The sequence below is a fragment of the Sporosarcina sp. P19 genome (assembly GCF_002743165.1).
GTDB lineage: Bacteria > Bacillota > Bacilli > Bacillales_A > Planococcaceae > Sporosarcina > Sporosarcina ureae.
This window is the reverse complement of record NZ_PDYR01000003.1, coordinates 130,642-147,311: the sequence shown is the minus strand read 5'-3', so window position 1 is coordinate 147,311 and position 16,670 is coordinate 130,642. Positions and strand designations below refer to the sequence as shown.

At 39.8% G+C, this 16,670-nt stretch carries 12 protein-coding genes; 4 read left to right on the top strand and 8 right to left on the bottom strand.

The genetic code is table 11. The annotated features are described in order from the left end of the window. Nucleotides 1–689: 689 nt before the first annotated feature. Together CSV74_RS17110 and CSV74_RS05525 are read left to right on the top strand one after the other, a co-directional pair. Nucleotides 690–917, top strand: coding sequence for a DUF3953 domain-containing protein (locus CSV74_RS17110; protein WP_099690886.1), 228 nt, complete (start codon nucleotides 690–692; stop codon nucleotides 915–917). A 39-nt stretch (nucleotides 918–956) separates the two neighbouring features. Next, complete coding sequence (locus CSV74_RS05525; protein ID WP_099690885.1) at nucleotides 957–1,403, top strand: hypothetical protein; 447 nt, start codon at nucleotides 957–959, stop codon at nucleotides 1,401–1,403. Nucleotides 1,404–1,492: 89 nt separating this feature from the next. Here the strand turns inward: CSV74_RS05525 and CSV74_RS05520 are convergent, their stop codons facing one another. From CSV74_RS05520 to mtnK, 6 genes are all read right to left on the bottom strand, one after another. Beyond that, nucleotides 1,493–2,551, bottom strand: coding sequence for an acyltransferase family protein (locus CSV74_RS05520; protein ID WP_099690884.1), 1,059 nt, complete (start codon nucleotides 2,549–2,551; stop codon nucleotides 1,493–1,495). Between the two features lie 244 nt (nucleotides 2,552–2,795). Next, nucleotides 2,796–5,216: a Lon protease family protein gene (locus tag CSV74_RS05515; protein WP_099690883.1), complete on the bottom strand. Its 2,421-nt coding sequence runs from the start codon at nucleotides 5,214–5,216 to the stop codon at nucleotides 2,796–2,798. Nucleotides 5,217–5,762: 546 nt separating this feature from the next. Beyond that, complete coding sequence (locus CSV74_RS05510; RefSeq protein ID WP_099690882.1) at nucleotides 5,763–6,275, bottom strand: 1,2-dihydroxy-3-keto-5-methylthiopentene dioxygenase; 513 nt, start codon at nucleotides 6,273–6,275, stop codon at nucleotides 5,763–5,765. 28 nt (nucleotides 6,276–6,303) lie between these two features. Then, nucleotides 6,304–6,957, bottom strand: coding sequence for a 2-hydroxy-3-keto-5-methylthiopentenyl-1-phosphate phosphatase (locus CSV74_RS05505; protein WP_099690881.1), 654 nt, complete (start codon nucleotides 6,955–6,957; stop codon nucleotides 6,304–6,306). A 15-nt stretch (nucleotides 6,958–6,972) separates the two neighbouring features. Then, nucleotides 6,973–8,166, bottom strand: a complete 1,194-nt coding sequence (locus CSV74_RS05500) for a 2,3-diketo-5-methylthiopentyl-1-phosphate enolase (RefSeq protein WP_099690880.1) — start codon at nucleotides 8,164–8,166, stop codon at nucleotides 6,973–6,975. Between the two features lie 20 nt (nucleotides 8,167–8,186). Next, a complete protein-coding gene (gene mtnK / locus CSV74_RS05495) occupies nucleotides 8,187–9,377 on the bottom strand; it encodes an S-methyl-5-thioribose kinase (RefSeq protein WP_099690879.1) in 1,191 nt (396 codons plus the stop codon). 254 nt (nucleotides 9,378–9,631) lie between these two features. Here mtnK and CSV74_RS05490 point away from each other — a divergent pair, with 254 nt between their 5' ends. Beyond that, on the top strand, nucleotides 9,632–11,311 hold the full coding sequence (locus tag CSV74_RS05490; RefSeq protein WP_099690878.1) for a glycerol-3-phosphate dehydrogenase/oxidase: 1,680 nt from the start codon (nucleotides 9,632–9,634) through the stop codon (nucleotides 11,309–11,311). A 157-nt stretch (nucleotides 11,312–11,468) separates the two neighbouring features. After that, nucleotides 11,469–11,678, top strand: coding sequence for an alpha/beta-type small acid-soluble spore protein (locus tag CSV74_RS05485; protein WP_029053858.1), 210 nt, complete (start codon nucleotides 11,469–11,471; stop codon nucleotides 11,676–11,678). Between the two features lie 431 nt (nucleotides 11,679–12,109). Here CSV74_RS05485 and CSV74_RS05480 read toward each other — a convergent pair whose 3' ends face one another. Continuing rightward, the gene (locus CSV74_RS05480; protein ID WP_199170316.1) at nucleotides 12,110–14,299 is read right to left on the bottom strand and encodes a YhgE/Pip domain-containing protein; all 2,190 of its coding nucleotides are present in this window, start codon (nucleotides 14,297–14,299) and stop codon (nucleotides 12,110–12,112) included. A 236-nt stretch (nucleotides 14,300–14,535) separates the two neighbouring features. Next, nucleotides 14,536–16,290: a gamma-glutamyltransferase gene (gene ggt / locus CSV74_RS05475; protein ID WP_199170315.1), complete on the bottom strand. Its 1,755-nt coding sequence runs from the start codon at nucleotides 16,288–16,290 to the stop codon at nucleotides 14,536–14,538. Nucleotides 16,291–16,670 lie beyond the last annotated feature (380 nt).

Genomic DNA, 16,670 nt, shown 5'->3' with positions numbered 1-16,670 from the left:
AAAGAAGGGGAGATTTCCGAGTATATGGCAAATGACAATGGCACGCATTTATATGGTGCATTTTATCATATAGTTGGCAAAATTATTGATGGCCCGCAATTACAGATACCGACTACTAGCGAAAGTGGTGTTTCAACACCTAATTCTGAAGAGGTAGAAATAAGTTTTAGCGAAGAAGATTTAGATTTAGTTCCAGTAGATTTTCCTAAGCCAACTGTTCAATTTGAAATACAATTAAATATTCCATGGCTGTTAAAGTAAGCAAAAACAGTTGTTTATTCTTCCGGCATATATTTTATAGGGATGATGTTCAGAGGTGTTCCTGTTAAACTAGTAGTAAAATCTTTGTATTTGCTATCATGGAAAAATAGAGCCTATTGAAATTTAGAGAATAAAGGAAAATCAAACGTACTACTTTTGAAATACCTGAGGGATAGATCTTATAAAGCCGAAAATGTACAGAAAAGATGTATTGGACAACGACGATATATGGAACGCAGTTGTCTCGGTTGTATGTGACATAGATTTTCCAGCTAATGATACGGTTTTAAATAAAGTGTTTATAGTGTTTCAATACCATATGGAGCGAGTGTTGAGTTAGCGGAGGGCTTTGTTGAAAATACTTAATATAGCATTGCCAATCACGGTCGAGAGTAGTTGATGTGAGGAAATGGAGGACTTTAAAAATAATGTACATAATAATTGCTATATTAGGCGTCATAGTAGCTTCTGTATCCTGTTATAGTTTACTAACTGGTGAAAATGTCACTTTGCCATATGTGCAGATTCTTTTGGGCGTAATGCTTTTACTTTTGGGATGGAGTCAATTGAAAGAAAAAAGAAAAGGATTAGCGATTTTTCTGTTCATTGTGGCTGCATTTAGCATATTCATAAACGTTACCATCTTATTAAGATAATGGGCATCTAGAATATTCTACTAGAAAAGAGGTGGGGAGATGGAGTGCTGGGATATTACTGAGAACCCTACAGATGAGATATATAGAAAACTTATACATGTGCTATGTGAGCATTCCGATACATTTTATTTCGTTACACGGAAAGAACTCACCTACAATCAGGATATCCTTGAGCAATTCAAACCGCACACTTTGGAAGTTTATCAAACGAAAGAGTGGGCGAATACAACGACAAAAGGGCCAGCTGCAACTGTTTTTGTTATGGAGTCAAACGAAATTACCTGTAGGTTATTAAAACACCACGCAAATACTCTGTATGACTGGGTGGCTCCCAAATTACCTGAAGATTTAACCTTTAAGAAGAATAACTTTGCTTGGTTTTCCTGCACGACTCATGAAGAATATAGCGGTTTTTCTATCCGTTCAAATTACTACAAAGAGATCATGTGTACTATTGAAGGGCTGAAAATACAACAGGTGGAGTAACTCCTTGCTGTATTCATAAAAAAGTACCTGTGCCATAAACAAACGTGAATGTGTAACCATTCATGAAAGTTTCGTGCACAGGTACTTTTTTACGTTATTGCTCGATCAGCAGTAGTCTTTTTCTGTGAGAATCCACCAAGGAACAGCTTTCCATAGGGAAGAAACTTTTGGATGATGATCGAAACTGCAATGGGAACGAACAAACCGAATGCGGTGAAACCAATGATCCCATACGTAAAGTAATCATTTAATAAAATATCTGTAAAGATATGCAAATACATAATGGTCAAGGAATGCTTTTCAATTTTTTGTAGCCAATTTAACGATGATTTAGCTGCTATGAGTTGGAAAATACCAACTAACACGACTGTGAAAGAAAGCGGGATGATCAAGTCTAAGACGAAATGGTCGTAGCGTAAAAATTTCATACTCAAGTGATAGTCAATGATGTTATAATTATCGAGTAAAACGGCTGATATACTAACAAGCACACCAGCAAACAACCATTTATGCGAGACATTCATCCAAAAACTCTTCAAGTAATAGCCGAGTGAAAAATAGACAACTGCCATCAGTGCGACATCGATGTTCCAAATCATCGGGATCGTTTGCGCCGCTTCAGATGGGGAACCCCCAATGACATGCATAGCGAACAAGCTTTCAAAGTGGGCGATACTATAAAAAACGGCTAATATAATAAGTTGTTTCGTGCGGTTAAAGTTTTTAGTCATCCATAAGAAAAACAAATACGTAAAGAATAGCGTCGTAACAAACCAGAATACACCATAGGCCCCCCGTACAAAACGTCCGCCGACAACAAGTGTCCACATATCATTTACATACCATGATAAGTCTTTGTTGCCCGAACCAATCTCTATCCCGTAACGGATTAGCGTAATGCTGACGAGGAAAAATAAATAAGGAACAATCAACTGCATGAACCGTTTTTGAATCGAAATTTTCATTAAACTTTTTTCAACTACAGGCTTAAAAAACAATCCGCTTAAAATGAAGAAAGCTGGCATGTGAAACCAGTAAATATACTTAACAAGTGGGAAATCCAACTGTCCAGGATAATGTCCAATGACGACAAGAATCATTAAAAAACCTTTGGTGACATCTACCCAGGTTAAACGTTTCTTATTCATAATCAGGCTCCTCGAGAAAACTATCGTACATTCATTGTACAACCTTTCGTCAACTTTGAAGGAGATGTAACAGAAATGACTTGAAAATGTAAGCTAATTGGAAATACATAGGAGTATTTTAGTGCTCTATTACTATTGACTGAATAGTGAGACGTCTATGTAGTTTTGTAATCAAAGAATTGATCTGCACTAAAAACGCTTATGAGGTGTAACCCTCACAAGCATTTCATACGCAGATCCTTTTTCATTTCTCCTGTTCTCTAGAAAACTCCATAAACATCCGTAATTTCGCTGCAGCTTTTCCATAGACGGTTTCTATGTCATAGTCTCCATGTTCATTCGGATGTCCAGCCGGTACACCAGTTAAAATTTCTATTCCTTCTTCAATCGTGCGCACTTTATAAATATGGAACTGTCCAACACGAACAGATTCAATGACCTCGTCATTCAGCATCAAATTTTTCACATTTTGATGGGGGATGAGGACGCCTTGTTCACCTGTTAGTCCTCTACTTTTACATACATTATAGAAACCTTCAATTTTCTCATTAACGCCGCCGATTGGCTGAATTTCCCCGTTTTGATTGACAGATCCAGTTACAGCTAACCCTTGCTTAATTGGTATTTCTGCCAGGCTTGAGAGAATTGCATATAATTCTGTGCTTGACGCGCTATCACCATCCACGCCACCATAGGATTGTTCAAAAGCGATATGTGCAGTCAGTACTAATGGATACTTTTGAGCGAATTTTTGACCTAAATAGCCACCTAATATATACACACCTTTATTATGCGTGTTACCGCTCATTTGGCTTTCTCTTTCAATATTGACAAAGCCTTTCTTGCCCATAAATGTAGTGGCTGTAATACGTGAGGGTTTACCAAAATGATATTGCCCTAAATCATAGACTGCCAAGCCATTTACTTGTCCAATCTTCTCTCCAGTCGTATCAATCAAAATACTTCCTTCGTCAATACTCGCTTGAATTTTTTCTTCATATAAGTTCGAGCGATATCTCTTTTCCTGAATAGCTTTTTCAATATGTTTGGCCGAAACAAGGTCGTCTCCCATTATTCCTGCCCATGTATCCGCTTCGTAAAGTAATTCTACTTGTAAATTAAAGCGAGTGGACAATTTATTTTGATCGCCAGAGATACGCGAGCTGTATTCAATGATTTTTGCGACAGCTGTCGGATCAAAATGTCGAAGTCCGTGTTTTTTGCAATGGGTATGAATGAAACTTACTAGCCCTGCAATATTTTCTTGGTTGTATTTCATTTCCACATCAAAGTCTACGCGAATTTTAAATAGTTTACGAAAATCTTCATCATGATGATAAAGAGCTTGATAAATATCCATATTTCCAATAATAATCACTTTTACATTGAGATGAATCGGGTCTGGATTTACGGATGCGGTAGCAATGATGCTTGCGTGTTCACCAATATTCTCAATTTGTAATTTATGGATCAATAATGCTCTTTTTAATCCTTCCCAAGACTGTCTTTTCGAAAAAATATCCTTTGCTTGAATGAGAAGATACCCTCCGTTCGCTTCATGCAAGTAGCCCGGTTTTATTTTCGTGAAATCAGTACTCATGACACCCATTCGATTTTCATATTCCACTTTACCCATTATGTTATAAAAGGTAGGGTTATCTGCAGATATAACAGGCATGCCTGTTGTTTCGCTATTATCAACTAACACGTTAATCGTATATTTTTTTAGCGCTTGATTTTCGTCTTTGAACAGATTGCCTAGCTGCTTTTCGTCCTTTTTAGATGGACTGGGTAAAAACGTGTGAAAGTTATTTACGAGATCTTTTCGTACTGCTTTAATATAGTGCATCACTTCAGGACAGTCTTTGTAGTTCTTTTTTAATTCATCAATATGAAAATCGATAGTCGTAATAGCCGTCTGATGATCATAGCGTACCAACGTTTTTTTCAAATCCTGTTCAAAATGAAGTATGGTTTTCGTCGCATCTAGAATAATTTCTTGTAATTTGGCAGATTTACTTTCAATAGCTGCCAGTTGTTCCTCATTCAATAAGTTATAAGCTTCCTCACTTATAGGTTTTCCGTCCTCGTCAATCGGAATTGTAGCAATCGTGGAATCGGACTGTTTAAGTATAAATCCGTTCTCTGTAGCTATTTCATTGGTCTGTTTATACACTTGGTCCACTTGATCTTTATACTTTCGAATGATCGATGAACGATTCTCTAATCGATTTTCTTCATTAAAGGCAGTGGGGATGTCTACTTTTAAATCCTTCAACAGGTCTTCCATCGATTTTTGAAGTTGTTTACCCAATCCAACGGGAAGTTTTAGCACTTTAGGTTTGTACTCATCTTCAAAGTTATTTACATAGCACCAGTCAAAAAGGGTAGCTTTTCTCTCTGAAAAGTCATTTACGACGGTAGTGACAAACGACGTTTTCCCGACGCCTTCTATTCCCGCGACGTATAAATTATATCCGGGTTTATTCACGTGCAAGCCAAAATTCATCACGGACCGCGCACGTTGTTGACCAACAATATTTGTCAGCTTTTCTACTTGTTCTGTTGATTCGAATGAAAACATCGAGTAGTCTACCGCTTTTTTTAGATCTTTCGATTGTAACTCCGCTTGTAGTTTTATGGATTCTTCGTTGAAATTTGCCAATTAACTCACCTCACTCATTTTTACTCTCTATTCAGTACATACCCTTAACGGAGGTATTACACGCAATAATCAGATAATTTATTACGTAATACAAGAAATATTAAATCACAGAAGTTATAGGTTTCAGCAGTCATAATAAATAAAATAGAAAAGGTATTGCAAACGCAGAAATGCGCACAGCAACACCTTTTATTATTTACGGCAATATCTAAAAACTACGTACGAGAAAACGAGAAGCTTCTTCGGGTTTGGCGAAGAATCCGTCATCGTGCGTGAGGAGTGTTTCAAATTATGCTGCGTCAAAAATAGAAAAGTGAGGGGAAGTGGGCCCGAATGCGTGCGTCAAGTCTACCAGTTATTTACTTTTAAGAAGTTGAATTGCTCGTTAGAGTTCAATTGTTATGTAAGGTGCTTCTGTCTGGTATTATTTTGATTAATAATAATTTTTTCTGTGTAACCGTTTCCGTCTAATTTTTCTAGATATATCGAAAGCACCTTTTCTCATATGAGAAAAGGTGCTTTTCATTTTGAACAGTAATTTTTAAATTAATACACTGCAACCCAGCCTTCAGGTGTAACGAAAATCCGAAGTGCAACTACTTGGCGATCTGCCGCCAAGGTGAAATAATGACGAATATTTTCAGGTACAGATATTAAATCACCAGGATCTAGATGCACTTCGAAAAAGCGCTGATCTTTACCTTGGATAACGAACACGCCATGTCCACTGACGATAAAACGGACTTCATCGTCGGTATGATGATGTTCCCGTTCGAAGTTTTTCAGCATTTCTTCAATATTCGGTGTGTCTTTGGATAACGAGATAACATCTGCAGCTTTGTAACCGCGGCGTTCAGAAATTGCGTCAATATCCGATTTGAAAGTGCGAAGAATCTCTTCTTTCTCAGAATCTGTCAGATTGAACTTTTCACGGAGATGAGCAGGTAATTGATCAATCGGCCAGTGTTCATAAATAACTTCCTGTTGTGTTAGGAACTGGGTAACTTCTTGTTGTCCTTCAATCACTTCGTTCGTCCCTTGAATCGTAATCGTTGCCATATTAGTAGTCGCTCCTATCTATTTGAAATTACAGTTGTTCTTTCACAATATCGATGCAATCAGTAAATGTTTCAAAGCGCGTATAAGGAATGTCCAGTTTCTCGCAAGTTTCCGCTAAGAAGTCTCTTGCAATGACTACGTCAGCCAATTTCGCTGCTTCAAAATCTGTTACCGAATCTCCGATGACTATGCGTGTCTGTTGCTCGTCTGAGAGCTTGCGCATGATGGACGGTTTACAGCAACCACAATCTTGCTTTGTGCAATCCGCGTCACAAGCATGCGGATAATGGATCGCAATTCGTTCTTCGTCAAATGTCGCTTTGTTGCAATAGATATGATCGAAAGGTCCAAAACGCTCAAGTACAGGATGAACGAAAAAATCGATCCCGCCACTGACAACATAGAGTGGAATATTCTGCTCCCTCGTAAACTGAACAAAATCGCTGAATCCTTCTCTGATTTCTGCATCTCGCATTACGAAAGAGACGATGTCCTCCTGTAACGTACTCGGAATTAACGAAAACAGCTGACGCACACCATCTTGGATCGAAATGTTTTGCTGTAAAATATCATCTGTAATCTCTTTCCAGCCAGGCAATGCGAATTCTTTCATGATGCTAATGATATTATCTTTTTTCGTAATCGTCCCATCAAAATCGCAAAAAATTACTACTTTACTCATTGTTTACCCTCCACTTTACTTAACGTCAATAGTGCCCCATTGATCCAATGCGTGCTGCAAAGGTCTAGATGTTTTTGCAGCTTCTTGTAACGGAATATGTTCAACACTTGCATCGATTGCTGCGCGGAAAGCTTGTGCACCAAGTGTTGGACCATCAGGGTGTCCAAAAATTCCGCCACCTGCATTGATTACCAAGTTGTCACCGAAGTCTTCAAGCAATTGCGGTACCATTCCTGGATGAATACCAGCAGACGGCACGGCAAACGTTCGTTCAAGTCCATTGTCTTTTATTAACTCCTCGTTAATCCCTAACGCATCTCTTCGTGAGATGGCCACATTTCCATAAGGACTCGGGAATAGCGAGAGGTCACCACCAACGAGCCGCGTCAACTTACCGACAAGTAAAGGATAGGAAAATCCACTACCAGCTTGACCAGCGAGCACACCAGACAAAGCGGAGTGAGCCAGGATAGGTAAGCCGATGTTATCGTTTTCTCGTAGTGATTGTAGCGTATCTAGACCATAGGCATGCACATTAAATAGTAACGCGCTCGCACCTAGTTCGGTTGCGCGCTCTGCCTTTTCATGCAATTCATGAGATCTACCTGATAAATTGACGGCATATAAAGCATGTGCACCTGTTTTCTCATAATGATGATCGATTATGTCTTTAGCTATAGTTACACGTTTATGAAAAGGAGTTAATTCATTTTCGAAAAGAATTTCATCGTCCTTGATCAAATCGATACCACCCGCTAATAATTCTTGGAGTTGAGTGGAGAAAAAGGATAAATCCCGTCCCATAACTCCTTTGAAAATCGCTTTTAATAGTGGGCGATTATAGACGCCGAGCTTTTCACGAATTCCATTGACACCAAAACGTGGGCCAGGGAATTGTGCAAGTAATGAATTGTCAAACTGCAAATCAATCAGTTCATAGCCTTCGAAAAAGGATAATTTACCGTACACGGTAGTAAAAATTGCCGGTAAATCCGCAGAAAAGTTAGCTGACGGATAAAAAATCGTCACCGTGTCTTTCTGTTCGCCTTTAACTACTGATACTACTTCACCTTTATGATGTTTCAATTGTTGCTGCTCAATATGGGGGATATCGGTCCATGAACCAATCGTCAACCCAAGCGCGTGTTGTTCTGCAATTTTTTCCTGATCAGGATGAGTAGGGAATAAATAGGTCGCTGTAACGCCCATCGAATTGCCTCCTTTAGTATTTATCTAGATGCTTGAAACCAATGACTTAATTGTTCTAACGAATGGATATGTTTACGTTCCATAATCATATATTTTCCAAGCTCTAAGACTTTCTTTCTAGCGGCCATGCGCAAGTCTTCATCTTCTTCGGTATTCATATCTGGAATTTGTGCGATACTGATTGCTCGTCGTACTAATTCACATCCAGCATAGCCGATGAGGTCAGTAAATATCTCTTCTATAATAATGGTGTAAAATCCATCGACTTTCGTATAGCGCTCATTTGTATTGTTCTGCCACAGATTTGAAAATGTTTCCACAAATGCATACCATGTTTCTTTTGCTTGTTCAAAACGCTTTTCCTTAAACGCAGGGAAGGCAATGCCATTCAAAAACAAATTCGCAATGAATTGTCCAAGGTCGAAACCAAATGGACCGAAAAGTGCAAACTCCGTATCGAAAATGACCGTTCGATTTTCTCCTGTGAAAATTGCGCCGCTATGCAAATCGCCATGAATGAGGCCATCCGATTTTGTCATGAATTTATGTTTAAGTTGAGCTACTTCAAGTAATAAGCGCTGATCCTGACTGAGGAATTTCACCTCATTGCGCATACCGTCCTCACACTCATTGGTCTCGTGGTCGCTATAAGGCCAATCAAATACCAGTTGCTCAGTCAACTGCCGCATCTCTGGGTTCGCTAATCGTGCTTGTAGCTCCTTTTTATCAGAAGAAGGCATGTAGAAATCGGATGTTTTAAAAAGTACTTCAGCTGACATTTTGCCAATATCAGCAGCGAAATGTGCGGACTCACTTCCATTGATTAATGCAGTACGTCCAACTTCAAGCGGAAGCATGTCTTCCATCACGACGACCGCCATCACTACGTCTAAATGTAAGACGGAAGGAACACTTTTCGGAATGATTTTTTCGTAGAGCTCCATCACTTCCGCTTCAACGCGTACACGGTCAATTGGCAGAGGCATCGACTCTCCGACAACTCGTGCGTAAGGAACTGCTTGTTTAAAAATGATGGACCTGAATTCATTATATAATCTATAAACGTGATTGATCTTGCCATCACTCACTTCGATTACTTTTATATCTTCAGGTTCAGGAAAAAGATCTAGGCTTCTAACATACTGTTTAATATCCTCGATTTCTAAAAAGCGATATGTAGTATATTTCTGTTCGTTGACAACTACGTCCATCCATACAACCTCCTATAGTATAAAAAAGACCAATCCACTAAGGGGATAGGTCTGTTACAAACAAATGTCTATCTCATGCTGTGGTAAAAGTCTACGCGCCGATTTTTCTAGTTGTACTATATGTGACAATAATTCCTACTAAATATGTAGAAATTATCACACGAATTAAATAGTTTGTCAATTAACTTTAAAAATATTTCGATTAGTTGTAGTATTATGCTATTGAACGAGTAAAGATGGGAGTTTGACTACATATGATTAATCAACAACCTCGTTATAAACGAGAAGACATACTAGAAAATATACGAACAGAAGAATTTGATGTACTTATAATTGGAGGCGGTGTGACTGGAGCAGGTATAGCACTCGACGCAGCGAGCAGGGGGCTGAATACAGTGTTAGTAGAAATGCAGGACTTTGCAGCGGGGACTTCTAGTCGCTCTACGAAAATGATTCATGGTGGATTGCGTTATTTAAAAAAACTCGAATTTAAAATCGTTTCACAAACTGGACAAGAACGTGCGGTAGTTTATGAAAACGGACCACATGTGACGACGCCCACATGGCTGCTGTTGCCCATTTATAAAGGAGGAACTTTTGGGAAATTTAGCAGTTCGATCGGTTTACGTGTCTATGATATGTTAGCCAAAGTAAAGAGGTCAGAACGTAAAAGTATGCTTTCAAAAAAACAGACATTACAGGCTGAACCAAAATTGAATCCAAAAGGTCTCCTTGGTGCAGGCAAATTCGTAGAGTATCGTTCAGACGATGCGCGCCTAACTATTGAAGTGATAAAAGAAGCTGTCCAGCATGGAGCATCGGTATTAAATTATACAAAAGTGACAGACTTCGTGTATCAAGACGGAAAAGTGGCGGGAGTCGAAGCGGTCGATCAGCTAACGGGAAAATCCCGAGTGATTTGCGCGAAGAAAGTAATCAATGCAGCAGGTCCATGGGTCAATGAAGTCCGCCACAAAGATGCTATGCCTGATCATAAGAAGCTTCATTTAACTAAAGGCGTTCATTTAGTCTTTGATCAATGTGTATTTCCTTTAAAACAAACTATTTATTTTGATACACCAGACGGTCGCATGGTGTTGGCAATTCCGCGGGATGGCAAAACATACATAGGAACGACGGATACAGATTATCAAGGAAGTTTGACCGAGCCGCAGATCACACAGGCAGACAAAGAGTACTTGCTGAAGGCCATTCGTTTTGTGTTTCCGAAACTTGAGATTTCCGAAGAGCAAATTGAATCGGGTTGGGCGGGCCTTAGACCTCTCATACAAGAAGAAGGAAAGAGCGCTTCAGAGATATCCCGAAAAGATGAAATTTGGATCTCGGATTCTGGTTTATTAACGATTGCTGGCGGTAAGTTGACCGGGTATCGCAAAATGGCAGAAACGATTGTCGATCAAATCGCAGCAGATCTTAAGACTCAATATGGCAAGAAGGTGCCGTCTAGCCGTACAAAAAAGCTCCCTATTTCAGGTGGCCATGTAGGTGGTTCGAAAGCGTTTGAGACTTTCGTTCAGAGAAAGGTAAAAGAAGGGATGAGTCTAGGATTAACGAAGAAAACAGCTTATGCGCTCGTGACACATTATGGTTCGAACATACATGATTTGTTCGGCGTAATTCAAAACGGGAAGGCTGACGCGCAGAGAGCCAATTTACCGATCGAAATTTACGCGCAAGTGTGGTATTCCATTTCAAAAGAATTCGTTTGCACACCAGTAGACTTCTTCTGGAGACGTACGGGCGCATTGCTCTTTGACATCGACTGGGTCGATCAATGGAAAGAGCCTGTCATCGATTTCCTAGCTGTTCAACTTGGCTGGTCAAGTGACGTGAAGAAACAAATGACCGAAGAGTTAGAGCGGAGTAAACAATTGTGCAAGGGAACACTAATAGAAGGGAAGATCCATTCATAAGCCTACAACCTCTGCCAAAGTACTTGCGGTAGAGGTTGTTTATTTTCCTTGTACGAGTGCTCTTTTTATGAAGTAAATAAAAAATAATGGTTTCTAAAAGTTTTTAGTATGTTTTTTTAAAAAATGCTCATTCTATTGTCAGAAGGAGGTGGACAACATGACAAACAACAACAACAGCAACTCAAACCAACTTTTAGTACCAGGCGTACAACAAGCGATCAACCAGATGAAGGAAGAGATCGCTAACGAATTCGGTGTAAACCTTGGACCAGACTCCACATCGCGTGCCAACGGATCCGTCGGCGGAGAAATTACAAAGCGATTAGTGCGTCAGGCTCAATCTCAAATGAACGGTTATACGAAGTAATCGGTTCTAACCAGCCAGATTAGCATGTGAAAAATCAATGTCACTATACGCTTTGATTTCTCAAAAATAAAAGACGACGATTCATTCGAATGTGAATGGATTGTCGTCTTTTTTAGTATTGAAAATAGAGGATATCTCGAGGAATTGGTGCTTGGTATATATAAGGTAAGTAATGATATGAAAAAGTTCCGATTGATCAAGCAAGGGAACTACACGTATATTCAACAAGATACTTTTTATTCTACAGACGCGCTAAAGTGCCAAATTATATAAGTAAGACAACGTAAAACCTCCTTACTATCGTAGGGAGGTTTTGTTGTGCTGCATGTTATTTAAGTTGAAAGTCATATGTTTCACCTTAACCTAATATCACTACTTCAGTGCGGTTATAGAAATACTTTACTGTCAGCAGGCAAATTATAGGCAATAGTTTAATGAAATAGATCGGTCTCACGTGATTTCGCTAAGAGGTGATTGGTTGCTTTATTCATTTTTTCTTTAAATACTACTCCGAAACTAATTATGAGCATTCCAACGACTGCTAAAAACAACATATCCTTTATAGCTCGGGCCCAGACGATTCCGCCAACCGCCTCTCTCATCAAGTCAATTGCGTACGTGAAAGGTAGGTAAGGATTGATCCACTGGAAAAATGAAGGTAGCAGCATAATTGGATACGTGCCGCCAGATCCTGCAATCTGTAGCACGAGTAAGACAATGGCCAACGCTTTGCCTACATCACCGAACACTGAGACGAGCGTATAGACGATTGACATGAACACTATGCTGATTAATAAACCAAATAAGAAAAATGGTAGCGGTTCTTTGACGGTTACACCAAGCAGCACGATATCGCCAGTCGTCACGATTAACGTCTGTATGCAACCGATCAAACCGAATGTGAAAAGCCGACCTACATAAATTTGTCTAGATGTGAATGTACCTTCCCGGTTAATGTCTGTAGAGAGTAAGGAAATTAACAATAAACAACCGACCCAAATCGAAAGTACTGTATAAAAAGGTGTCATGCCGGTACCATAGTTTTTGATCGGGAATAGCTTCGTTTCATTCAATATTATCGGTTCCTCAAAGAAGCTACGCTCGGCTTGTGTATCATTTTGCAGTAAGTCGATGATTTCATTAATATCTGTTGTGCCTTGAATATCCTCGATACGATTTGCGAGCTTGTTTACTTTTTCATAGACATATGGGTATTGGTTTAATGCGTTCTCGACTTGCTGTGTACCTTGCGTCAAGTGTTTGTCTGCACTACTTAAAGTTTGTTGTACTTCGGGAATGGTGTTCTGTACTTCTAACAGCAACGCTTTGGCACTAGTAAGTGTCTTCAATGCTTGGGCAATTTCTTTGCGGATGTAAGGTTCTATCGTGTTGGTATATTCTTTTAGGAATGAATCGGCTTGGATGGATGTGTTCTCGGCAATCTTTTGCAAATCATTTATACTATTGCGCAGCCGCTCTTCTTCACCTTGAACGAGCGAGTCCATCGTACGTGCATTTTGTTGAATTTCATTTAGTAGATTTTTAAGATTGTCGACTTTTAGTAATGCGGCGTCTATTGGCTGGGACAGAGTGGCATCTGTTCCATTCGCTTGTTCACCGTTTAATTGTTCAGCTACATTCTTGATATTCAGCAGGTCTTGCTCAAGTCCATCCAGTTTTTCCATACTGCCAGTTACACGGTCGTCAACCGCTTGTTTCGCACGTTTCCATTCAGTGAAGTCAGGTGATAGTTGCTGAATCTGTTTAAGAAAATCATTCGTTTCATTCGTAATAGCAGCTATTTTCTCCAAATCTGCTTTAATACGCGGTGCAGCCGCTTCTAGTCGATTCTGCGATGTTGTCAGCTGATCGATCGTATCATTAATCGTTTTGAGTCCTGAATTCGTAGTTCGTTTCGCTTCAGGCAGTAGCTGTTGCGCTTTGTTGATGATGTGCTTCGCAGAATTTGCATCGGTTACGATTCCTTCCAACGTCAGGTGAATCGTTGGTAATTGCTTCTGTATATCAAAAATATATTGCTCGAATTTCTTGATGTCAGGTAAATCTTTCTCGATTTCTATACCAAGTTCATTAAACAAATCGAGTACCACGCCATTAACAGTAGAGATAAAACGGCGGCTTACGTTGTCGACAATGACAGAAGCGCCTTTTTCCGTGATTTTAGGGGCAATAGAATTCAGCTTTTCATTGACGAAATAGTGGATTTCCGCTTTTTCAGGCTCTCCTGAAGTGACCGTCGCAAGTTTGCTGGAAAAGTCTTTTGGAATAAAAATTGCCGCAAAATAGTCACCATATTCTACTCCATCCATCGCTTCTTGGTTTGTGGTAAATGACCAATCCATCTCTTTATTATCTTGTAACGTTTTTATCAGTTCTTTACCGACATCAATGTGTTTGTCACGTACCATCGTACCTTCATCTTCATTGACAATCGCAACGGGTAATTGGTCGGTATGGGCATAAGGATCCCAGGTTGCGTAGATATTCAGCCAGGCATATAAAGAAGGTAAAAAGGTCAGCCCGCCAATCAATAGGGCAGCTACCCAATTTTTGCTAATATGCTTCAAATCCAATTTGAAAATATTCCAGCTTGTTTTCACGAACCTACCCCTTTTCCAGTAACACGTTTTATTAGCTATTATGCCCATAACATCGGAATTCAACTGATTTCTCTTGTGATTTCAGAGAGTATTTCCGTATGTATGTTAGAAAGCCAAAAATCGTTATAGAAAAGTGTCAACATTTTTTTACATATGACGTGTGTTTAACTAAAAAAAGCACCTCGTCCCTAGCTCATAAAGCAGGGGATAAGATGCTCTTCCTTATAGTTAATAATTTATTTACTCACACCAATTGCGGCTCCGTTACGGCTGGAATCAGCAACGCCTTTATAGACGCCTTCCTTTTGATCGATTAGAATACTTTGTACGTTCCCGATCGTAGTCGGCTTGTCGCCAAATTGATGACCAAGTACACGCAAGTAATCCATTGTTTCTTGTGGAATCTCGCTCTCATAACGATAGGATGATGTGCTGTTTGTATAGATTCTAGGCTCTTCTACAGCCGCTTTAAGCTCCATACCGTATTCAATCGAGTGAATAATCGTTTGTAGGACTGATGTGATAATTGTCGGTCCACCAGGGGAACCAACCGTAAGAACCGGCTTGCCATCTTCAAATACGATAGTAGGTGTCATGCTGCTGAGCGGACGTTTATTTGGTTCCACCTGGTTTGCTCCGCCTGGTACTGCGTCGAAGTCAGTTAGTTCGTTATTCAGGACAATTCCGTAACCTGGTACCATGATTCCGCTACCAAATAATTGTTCAATAGTTGTCGTGTTAGACACAACATTGCCCCATTGATCCGTTACGGAGTAGTGCGTCGTTTCACCGAGTTTGTCTGGAACAGGCTGTACTGTAGCTACAGTCGCATTCGGTTTATTTTCATACTTCCATGGATCTCCAGCTTTTGGCTCTTTCATCACGTGATCTAAGTTGACCAAATTCGTGCGTTCCTGGATATATTGTGGATTCAATAGTCCTTTTAATGGAACGTCGACAAAATCAGGATCTCCAGCATACATGGCACGGTCAGCGTATGCGAGGTGCATAGTTTCCGCCAGTAGGTGATATTTCTGCCATGATTTTACGTTGTATTGAGACAGATTGAAGTGATCCAGAATACCAAGCATCTGAAGAAGGAAGACGCCTCCAGAGCTAGGAGGTGGCATGCTGGCGATCTGATAGCCTTTGTAATCGCCCCAAATTGGATCATCCATCGTAATCGCGTATGTACGTAAATCTTCAGGTGTCATAGTGCCGCCATATTGTTGTACTGCGCCTGCAATAGCTTGTGCAATTTCTCCTTTGTAAAATACATCTGTACCTTGGTTTTTAATTAATTCAAATGTATTCGCTAGATCTTTTTGTACTAATAAGTCGCCTTCACGCATAGGCTTGCCGTCAGGTACGAATACTTTTCCAGACTCTTTGAAAGCTAGTTTGAGCTTATTTTCTTCAATAGCTTCCGCTAGTACCGAGTCAATCGGGAAACCATTTCGCGCTAAGTCAATTGCAGGATCAATTAATTCAGACATTGGAAGAGTACCGAAGCGTGAAAGTGCTTCCTCCAGTCCTTTTAACGTTCCAGGTACCCCAACTGAATTTCCACCTTCCACACGTTTAGAGAAGGGTATCGGTTCACCTTTTTCATCTAAAAACATATTTGGCGTAGCTCCTGCTGGTGCGCGTTCACGGCTGTTGATGATCTGTGTTTTATCCGTATTGGCATCATAATACATGAGGAAGCCTCCGCCACCAATACCAGACATCATAGGCTCTGTCACGTTCAGTGCAAATTGAATAGCGACAGCGGCGTCAATCGCATTCCCGCCATTCGCTAATACATCAGCACCGACTTTCGATGCTAATGGATGCGCTGTCGTTACCATACCATCAAGTCCAGTTGCTACTTGACGATAATTTGAATAGTCCGTATCCCAATCGCTAGCCAATATCGTTCCTGGTAATGTACTGAATAAAAGCAAAAAACTTAATGGAAGCACTAGAATCCAATTCAATCGTTTCTTCAATCACTTCACCCTTTCAGAAATGTTTTTAATTTTCTCCAGCAGTAGCTCTCCTTTCCAATTAAGGTAGATTATCGCATTTTAATAGTGCGATAGACTGAATAGTTAGAGTATAGCAAACGCTTACAAATATAGGGAGATTATATTTCGGTTTTCGAAATTCAGTTCTAAAGTAGTTAGCAAGCGAAGAGGTTTCTAGTAATAAATAACCCGCTAGCGGTCTGCCAATTTTCTACTAGACAAACTAAATGAAACCTTTTCACTAAGAGTAGAGCACGTTTTCTACATTAAGAGTATTTTACTATTCTTCATACAATCTTAAGAAACGTTCACTACCATTCTTCACACTTCTACTTCATAATGAATACTATAGGCGGGTGTAT

Excerpts from the sequence above, each read along its gene's own strand:
- CSV74_RS17110 (WP_099690886.1), top strand. The coding sequence starts at position 690 with ATGTACATAATAATTGCTATATTAGGCGTCATAGTAGCTTCTGTATCC.
- CSV74_RS05525 (WP_099690885.1), top strand. The coding sequence starts at position 957 with ATGGAGTGCTGGGATATTACTGAGAACCCTACAGATGAGATATATAGA.
- CSV74_RS05520 (WP_099690884.1), bottom strand. The coding sequence starts at position 2,551 with ATGAATAAGAAACGTTTAACCTGGGTAGATGTCACCAAAGGTTTTTTA.
- CSV74_RS05510 (WP_099690882.1), bottom strand. The coding sequence starts at position 6,275 with ATGGCAACGATTACGATTCAAGGGACGAACGAAGTGATTGAAGGACAA.
- CSV74_RS05505 (WP_099690881.1), bottom strand. The coding sequence starts at position 6,957 with ATGAGTAAAGTAGTAATTTTTTGCGATTTTGATGGGACGATTACGAAA.
- CSV74_RS05500 (WP_099690880.1), bottom strand. The coding sequence starts at position 8,166 with ATGGGCGTTACAGCGACCTATTTATTCCCTACTCATCCTGATCAGGAA.
- mtnK (WP_099690879.1), bottom strand. The coding sequence starts at position 9,377 with ATGGACGTAGTTGTCAACGAACAGAAATATACTACATATCGCTTTTTA.
- CSV74_RS05490 (WP_099690878.1), top strand. The coding sequence starts at position 9,632 with ATGATTAATCAACAACCTCGTTATAAACGAGAAGACATACTAGAAAAT.
- CSV74_RS05485 (WP_029053858.1), top strand. The coding sequence starts at position 11,469 with ATGACAAACAACAACAACAGCAACTCAAACCAACTTTTAGTACCAGGC.